The sequence below is a fragment of the Citrobacter sp. W9 genome (assembly GCF_026719375.1).
Taxonomy (GTDB): Bacteria; Pseudomonadota; Gammaproteobacteria; order Enterobacterales; family Enterobacteriaceae; genus Citrobacter; species Citrobacter werkmanii.
Window position 1 is genome coordinate 1 of sequence record NZ_JAPPTE010000069.1, and the last position, 1360, is coordinate 1360.

Annotated in this window: 2 protein-coding genes and 2 pseudogenes; 2 read left to right on the forward strand and 2 right to left on the reverse strand. The window is 57.0% G+C overall.

Features of this window, described 5'->3' with window-relative positions; genetic code table 11:
* Together OOJ59_RS27825 and OOJ59_RS27830 are read left to right on the forward strand one after the other, a co-directional pair.
* A pseudogene (locus OOJ59_RS27825) lies at positions 1 to 75 on the forward strand (IS6 family transposase); the annotation flags it as partial.
* A 169-nt stretch (positions 76 to 244) separates the two neighbouring features.
* Complete coding sequence (locus tag OOJ59_RS27830) at positions 245 to 1009, forward strand: IS6-like element IS6100 family transposase (RefSeq protein ID WP_268063556.1); 765 nt, start codon at positions 245 to 247, stop codon at positions 1007 to 1009.
* A gap of 139 nt (positions 1010 to 1148) precedes the next feature.
* On the opposite strand, the pseudogene OOJ59_RS27835 reads toward OOJ59_RS27830, so the two are convergent.
* Positions 1149 to 1214: pseudogene (locus OOJ59_RS27835) on the reverse strand (EAL domain-containing protein); the annotation flags it as partial.
* Positions 1215 to 1246: 32 nt separating this feature from the next.
* Positions 1247 to 1339 carry a DUF3330 domain-containing protein gene (locus OOJ59_RS27840; protein WP_238703584.1) on the reverse strand — a complete coding sequence of 31 codons (93 nt, stop codon included), beginning with the start codon at positions 1337 to 1339 and terminating at the stop codon, positions 1247 to 1249.
* Positions 1340 to 1360 lie beyond the last annotated feature (21 nt).

A 1360-nucleotide genomic window follows, 5' to 3' on the forward strand; every position in this document is an offset into this window, starting at 1 on the left:
GGCCAGGCCTCAGCATTTTATTATGGTGATCCCCTGGGCGAAATGCGCCTGGTAAGCAGAGTTTTTGAAATGTAAGGCCTTTGAATAAGACAAAAGGCTGCCTCATCGCTAACTTTGCAACAGTGCCCAGTTCAATATCAGAAGTGATCTGCACCAATCTCGACTATGCTCAATACTCGTGTGGGCTCTGTTGCAAAAATCGTGAAGCTTGAGCATGCTTGGCGGAGATTGGACGGACGGAACGATGACGGATTTCAAGTGGCGCCATTTCCAGTGTGATGTGATCCTGTGGGCGGTGCGCTGGTATTGTCGCTATCCGATCAGCTATCGCGACCTTGAGGAAATGCTGGCGGAACGCGGCATTTCGGTCGACCATACGACGATCTATCGCTGGGTCCAGTGCTACGCCCCGGAGATGGAGAAGCGGCTGCGCTGGTTCTGGCGGCGTGGCTTTGATCCGAGCTGGCGCCTGGATGAAACCTACGTCAAGGTGCGGGGCAAGTGGACCTACCTGTACCGGGCAGTCGACAAGCGGGGCGACACGATCGATTTCTACCTGTCGCCGACCCGCAGCGCCAAGGCAGCGAAGCGGTTCCTGGGCAAGGCCCTGCGAGGCCTGAAGCACTGGGAAAAGCCTGCCACGCTCAATACCGACAAAGCGCCGAGCTATGGTGCAGCGATCACCGAATTGAAGCGCGAAGGAAAGCTGGACCGGGAGACGGCCCACCGGCAGGTGAAGTATCTCAATAACGTGATCGAGGCCGATCACGGAAAGCTCAAGATACTGATCAAGCCGGTGCGCGGTTTCAAATCGATCCCCACGGCCTATGCCACGATCAAGGGATTCGAAGTCATGCGAGCCCTGCGCAAAGGACAGGCTCGCCCCTGGTGCCTGCAGCCCGGCATCAGGGGCGAGGTGCGCCTTGTGGAGAGAGCTTTTGGCATTGGGCCCTCGGCGCTGACGGAGGCCATGGGCATGCTCAACCACCATTTCGCAGCAGCCGCCTGATCGGCGCAGAGCGACAGCCTACCTCTGACTGCCGCCAATCTTTGCAACAGAGCCTCCGTCGCCATGCTCACCTCGCTTTGGTGCACACGAGTATTGAGCATAGTCGAGATTGGTGCAGATCACTTCTGATATTGAACTGTCAGGAGCTGGCTGCACAACAGCCATTACGCCCAATCAACTGGTGCAGTCGTCTTCTGAAAATGACACATGGCATCTGACATCAAGTTAGGGTATGCCTCAATCTGACGGCTGCGAACCGCCAGGGACAGGCGCAATGTCAGATTCTGTCGCGGCCTTGGCGCGTGCCTGGAAGCGTTCATAGCAATCCAGCCCGCAGAAATGTTCGACGTA

Excerpts from the sequence above, each read along its gene's own strand:
- OOJ59_RS27830 (WP_268063556.1), top strand. The coding sequence starts at position 245 with ATGACGGATTTCAAGTGGCGCCATTTCCAGTGTGATGTGATCCTGTGG.